Below are 4709 nucleotides of genomic sequence, written 5' to 3'. Positions count from 1 at the left end.
TGCCGTGGATGGCGGCGGCGCGGGCGGGCACGGGGCCGGCGGCCCACTCGCGGAAACGATCGGCCAGCCACGCCTGCTGCCGCAGATCCAGGAACCCCGGCAGCCACACCGCGCCCGGCGCGATGACCGCGTCGGGTCGGGGATCCGGGTGGGCGTCGAAAAGCGTGGGCATGGTCCGATCGTAGGCCCGAAACACCACGGTTATGACAGTGGCGCAGCTCACAACAGGTGTTACATGCGCGAAACACGCAGGAACGGGATGCGAAACCTCGGTCCCATAATTTCGTTTTCGTCAGATAGCGAGGGCCGGGACGTCCCGGCGCCGCACACGCACTTGCACATCCACCGACAGTCCAATCGAGGAGTCACCGTGGGCTTCACCTCCCCCGACCAGGTCATCAAGTACATCCAGGATGAGAACATCGAGTTCGTCGACGTCCGCTTCACCGACGTCCCCGGCATCGAACAGCACTTCACCATCCCGGCCTCCGCGTTCGACGAGGCTGCGGCGACCGAAGGCCTGGCCTTCGACGGCTCCTCGGTGCGCGGCTTCACCACCATCGACGAGTCCGACATGGCGCTGCTGCCCGACCTGGCCACCGCGAAGATCGACCCCTTCCGCAAGGCCAAGACGCTGAACATCAAGTTCTTCGTCAACGACCCCTTCACCCTGGAGCCGTTCTCCCGCGACCCGCGCAACATCGCCCGCAAGGCCGAGGAGTACCTGCAGTCCACCGGCATCGCCGACACCTGCTTCTTCGGCGCCGAGGCGGAGTTCTACATCTTCGACAAGGTCCGCTACTCCACCGAGATGAACGCCGGCTTCTACGAGGTCGACTCCGTCGAGGGCTGGTGGAACCGCGGCAAGGAGAACAACCCCGACGGGACGCCGAACCTGGGCTACAAGACCCGCATGAAGGGCGGCTACTTCCCCGTCGCACCGTACGACCACTACCAGGACCTGCGCGACGAAATGTGCCTCAACCTGGAGCAGGCCGGCTTCGACCTGGAGCGCGCCCACCACGAGGTCGGCACCGGCGGCCAGCAGGAGATCAACTACAAGTTCAACACGCTGCTCCACGCCGCCGACGACATCCAGAGCTTCAAGTACATCATCAAGTCCACGGCCTGGCGCAACAACAAGTCCGTCACCTTCATGCCCAAGCCGCTGTCCGGCGACAACGGCTCCGGCATGCACTGCCACCAGTCGCTGTGGAAGGACGGCAAGCCGCTGTTCCACGACGAGGCCGGCTACGCGGGCCTGTCCGACATCGCCCGGTTCTACATCGGCGGCATCCTCAAGCACGCCGGCGCGGTGCTCGCCTTCACCAATCCGACCCTGAACTCCTACCACCGCCTGGTCAAGGGCTTCGAGGCCCCGATCAACCTGGTGTACTCGCAGCGCAACCGCTCCGCTGCGGTCCGCATCCCGATCACCGGCTCCAACCCGAAGGCCAAGCGCATCGAGTTCCGCGCCCCGGACCCGTCGGGCAACCCCTACCTGGCGTTCTCGGCGATGATGATGGCCGGCCTGGACGGCATCAAGAACCGCATCGAGCCCCATGCCCCCGTGGACAAGGACCTCTACGAGCTTCCCCCGGAGGAGGCCGCCGACATCCCGCAGGCGCCGACCTCCCTGGAGGCCGCGCTGGAGGCGCTGCGCAACGACCACGAGTTCCTGCTCGAGGGCGACGTGTTCACCGAGGACCTCATCGAGACGTACATCGCCTACAAGTACGAAAACGAAATCGAACCCGTCCGCCTGCGCCCGACGCCGCAGGAGTTCGAGATGTACTACGACTGCTAGATCCGGCCCGGAACCCCGCCCCGCCCCCGGCCAGGGGGTGGGCGGGCCCCCGGAACGCCGCCCCGGTCGCGGGATCGGGCGAACGGGGTTACCTTCTGGGCGACCGGCGCACCGCGATCTCGTTCGCGACCATGGTCCTCGCACGGGGGCTTGTCGCTTGCGGACGGGAATCGGGATGCGCCGGTTTTCGCATGCCCGGGGCAATTTCATTCACCATGCAAGCACTGCCACTCGCCGCGACAACCGGCGCCGATTGCCCCACAATCGACGCATGCATCTCGTCCGCGCCACCGGCGGCGCACGGCCCCTCCGCATTCTCCTGCTGAGCGATTGCTGGTCCCCCACCGTCAACGGCGTCGTCCGTTCCGTGACCGATCTCCGCGACGGCCTCGCGGCGGCGGGCCACGACGTCCGCGTGCTCACCGTCGCGGAGAACCTGTCCACGACTTTCGACGGCCGCGTCTACGGGGTTGCGTCCATCCCGGCGGGCGCGGTGTACCCGCACGCCCGGATCGGTCGCCCGGTCAGCGGCACGGTTTTGCGCCACATCACCGATTGGGCCCCCGACGTCGTGCACAGTCACACGGAGTTCCCGACCTTCACGTGGGCGCGGACCATCGCGCGTCGGCTGGCCGTGGCCCACGTGCACACGTATCACACGTCCTACGAGGACTACACGCACTATTTCTGCCCCAGCCGACGCATGGGCCGCGCGATGACCAGGGCATTCACCAACGACCGACTGGGCCGCACGGACCGCGTCATCGCCCCGACCAACAAGGTCGCCGACTTGCTGCGCGGATACGGCGTCCACGCCCCGGTCGAGGTGATCGGCACCGGCGTCGACGTCGACCGCTTCCGCCCCGCTGCACCGCGGCCCGGCGTCAGCGCCTCCCGTGAAACGGAGCCCCACGATACGGAGCCCCACGAAAGGGAGAGCCTCGCAACCCTCGCCGCCGACATCGGGCTGTCACCCGGCGTCCCCGTCGTCCTCACCGTCGGTCGCCTGGCAGTCGAGAAGAACCTCACCGAAACGCTGCGCCTCCTCGCCGAAATCACCGATGCCCCGTGGCAATGGCTCATCGTCGGGGACGGCCCGGCCGCCGCCGAGCTGAGCGCCCTCGCCGCGCGGCTCGGCGTTTCCGCCCGCGTGCACATGATCGGCGCGGTGCCGGTCGACGAGGTCCCCCGGTACTACCGGCTCGGCGATGTCTTCATGACGTCGTCGAGAAGCGAAACCCAGGGCCTGACCTGCCTCGAGGCGCTTGCCTCGGGCTTGCCGGCGATCACGCCCGACGACGAGGCGTTCCGCGGCGTCGTCGTCGACGGCTCGAACGGTCACCGGTACGTGTCGGAGAGCGACTTTCGCACCGCCACAACGGCTTTGCTTTGCGACGGTCCCCTCCGCCGCGCGATGTCCGAAGCAGCCCGCGCCAGTGCGGTGCGCTGCGGCCGCGACCGCTTCGTCGGCGAGGTTCTCGGGTGCTACGGCCGCGCAATGGCCAGAGCCGCAGCCCGGAGGACGAATCCCCGGCTGCGGCTCAGCGCTTGATCAGTGGTGCGTGGCTCGAACCCGCGCACATCGGTGCCGTACGTGACTCAGTGCTTTACCGCGGGAGTCCGCGACCAAATGTCCGCGCACTCGGCGCACGAATCTTCCGCGATGACGCCAGCGTTCTGCAGCGAGGCGTAAATGCGGCAACCGAGGCAGAAACCGGCGAAGGCCTCCAGCCCGACCGCGACGAGGAAGACGGCGAGGATTCCGGCGGCGACACCGTGAGCGCCGAGAGCGACCGCGATGAGAATCGCACCGGAGAACGCGACGCCGATGCCCTGCGCGAAACGCTTCGGTGCGGCCGACGTCAGCCGAGGGTCGCCGAACCGTGGGGCCAGGACATGGACGGACAGGCGCCCGAACGGCGAGAGCTTCGGCCCCGAGATCACCCGCAGCACGAAGCCCACGAACATCGCGACCGCCAAGGCCAGCGCCACCACCTCCGAATCGCCGCCACTCACCGACGCAGTCGGCCCCGACATGGCGACGACGTTCGCGGCCAGCGACGCCGCGCCGAGCGCGAAAACGAGGGCGGCGGTGCAACGGGCGGCGATGCCGTTGACCGGGTCGGGGAAGGTCAGCAGGTCACGAACGGTGGGATGCATGCGGTATTTCTAGCACCATCCAGACCAGTCTGTCTATCGGACATGAAATCGGCGCGCAATCGAAGGAGCCGCAGCCGGGAGGAGCATCTCCCGGCTGCGGCTCAGCGCCGGATCGGCGGCGCGTGGCTCAGCGCCGCACATTTCGGCGCGGCACCGTCGATCCCTCCCCTACAGCGAGTCGCCGAAGTCCTCGCGGAACTTGGCCACCAGCGGGGTGACCCAGTCGGACTTCGGGCGCAGGCGGCCGTAGAAGAAGCGGAGGATCTCCGGCTCCTCCTCCCATTCCATGCCGCCGATCATGCGGCGGTTCTGGTACAGCCAGTCCAGGCGATCGATGACGTAGTTGACCTGCGACAGGGTGAACACGCGTCGCGGCATGGCCAGGCGCACGAGCTCCATGTCCGCCAAAGGCTCATTGCCCTCGGCGTCGCGCTGCTCGGACATCGTGCCGCGCTCCATGCCGCGCACGCCCGAGACCAGGTACAGGGCGGCGGCCAGGGCGCCGGCCGGGTATTCCGGCTGCGGAATGTGATCGACGAAGCGCATGGCATCGACGTGGGCGCCGAGGCCACCGGCCGGGGTGATCACCGGGATGTTGCGGCGGTCGAGCTCCGAGACCATGTACTCGATGAACTGCGGGCCCTGGTTGATCATGTCCTCGTCCATGGTCTCGTCCAGGCCGACGGTGATGGCCTCCATCTCGCGGACGGACATGCCGCCGTAGGTGAGGAAGCCCTCGAAC

At 67.9% G+C, this 4709-nt stretch carries 3 protein-coding genes and 1 pseudogene; 2 read left to right on the top strand and 2 right to left on the bottom strand.

Features of this window, described 5'->3' with window-relative positions; all coding sequences use genetic code 11:
• Positions 1-370: 370 nt before the first annotated feature.
• Together glnA and GX015_RS02530 are read left to right on the top strand one after the other, a co-directional pair.
• Positions 371-1807: a type I glutamate--ammonia ligase gene (gene glnA / locus GX015_RS02535; RefSeq protein WP_291342548.1), complete on the top strand. Its 1437-nt coding sequence runs from the start codon at positions 371-373 to the stop codon at positions 1805-1807.
• A gap of 271 nt (positions 1808-2078) precedes the next feature.
• Positions 2079-3359, top strand: coding sequence for a glycosyltransferase (locus tag GX015_RS02530; protein ID WP_291342546.1), 1281 nt, complete (start codon positions 2079-2081; stop codon positions 3357-3359).
• Positions 3360-3406: 47 nt separating this feature from the next.
• Here GX015_RS02530 and GX015_RS02525 read toward each other — a convergent pair whose 3' ends face one another.
• On the bottom strand, positions 3407-3967 hold the full coding sequence (locus tag GX015_RS02525) for a DUF4395 domain-containing protein (RefSeq protein ID WP_291342544.1): 561 nt from the start codon (positions 3965-3967) through the stop codon (positions 3407-3409).
• Between the two features lie 168 nt (positions 3968-4135).
• Positions 4136-4709, bottom strand: a pseudogene (locus GX015_RS02520) (tryptophanase); the annotation flags it as partial.

Origin of the sequence: Corynebacterium sp. (assembly GCF_012837295.1) — a bacterium.
Taxonomy (GTDB): Bacteria; Actinomycetota; Actinomycetes; order Mycobacteriales; family Mycobacteriaceae; genus Corynebacterium.
The sequence above is the reverse complement of the archived record's forward strand: the minus strand, read 5'-3'. Positions and strand labels throughout refer to the sequence as shown.